This window comes from Dyella ginsengisoli LA-4 (assembly GCF_000334915.1).
GTDB classification, from domain to species: Bacteria; Pseudomonadota; Gammaproteobacteria; order Xanthomonadales; family Rhodanobacteraceae; genus Dyella_A; species Dyella_A ginsengisoli_A.
Map to the genome: position 1 here is coordinate 1 of NZ_AMSF01000076.1, position 227 is coordinate 227.

1 pseudogene is annotated in these 227 nt (G+C 66.1%); it reads right to left on the reverse strand.

The annotated features are described in order from the left end of the window. Positions 1 to 227 (reverse strand): annotated as a pseudogene (locus C693_RS22060) (hypothetical protein); the annotation flags it as partial.

A 227-nucleotide genomic window follows, 5' to 3' on the forward strand; every position in this document is an offset into this window, starting at 1 on the left:
CGCCTTCTCCGGCGGCTTCCACGACCTGGTCGCCCACGTTGTCGACCACGTAGGTGTCGTCGCCCAGGCCGCCGGCCAGCACGTCGGCTCCCGCTCCACCGTCCAGGCGATTGGAGGCGGTGTTGCCTAGAATGGTGTTGTCGCCACTGTTGCCCGTGCCACGCCAAGCGCCGCTTCCTTCCACCAGGACGAGCTTTTCGATGTTCTCCGAGAGCGTGTAGCTGCTG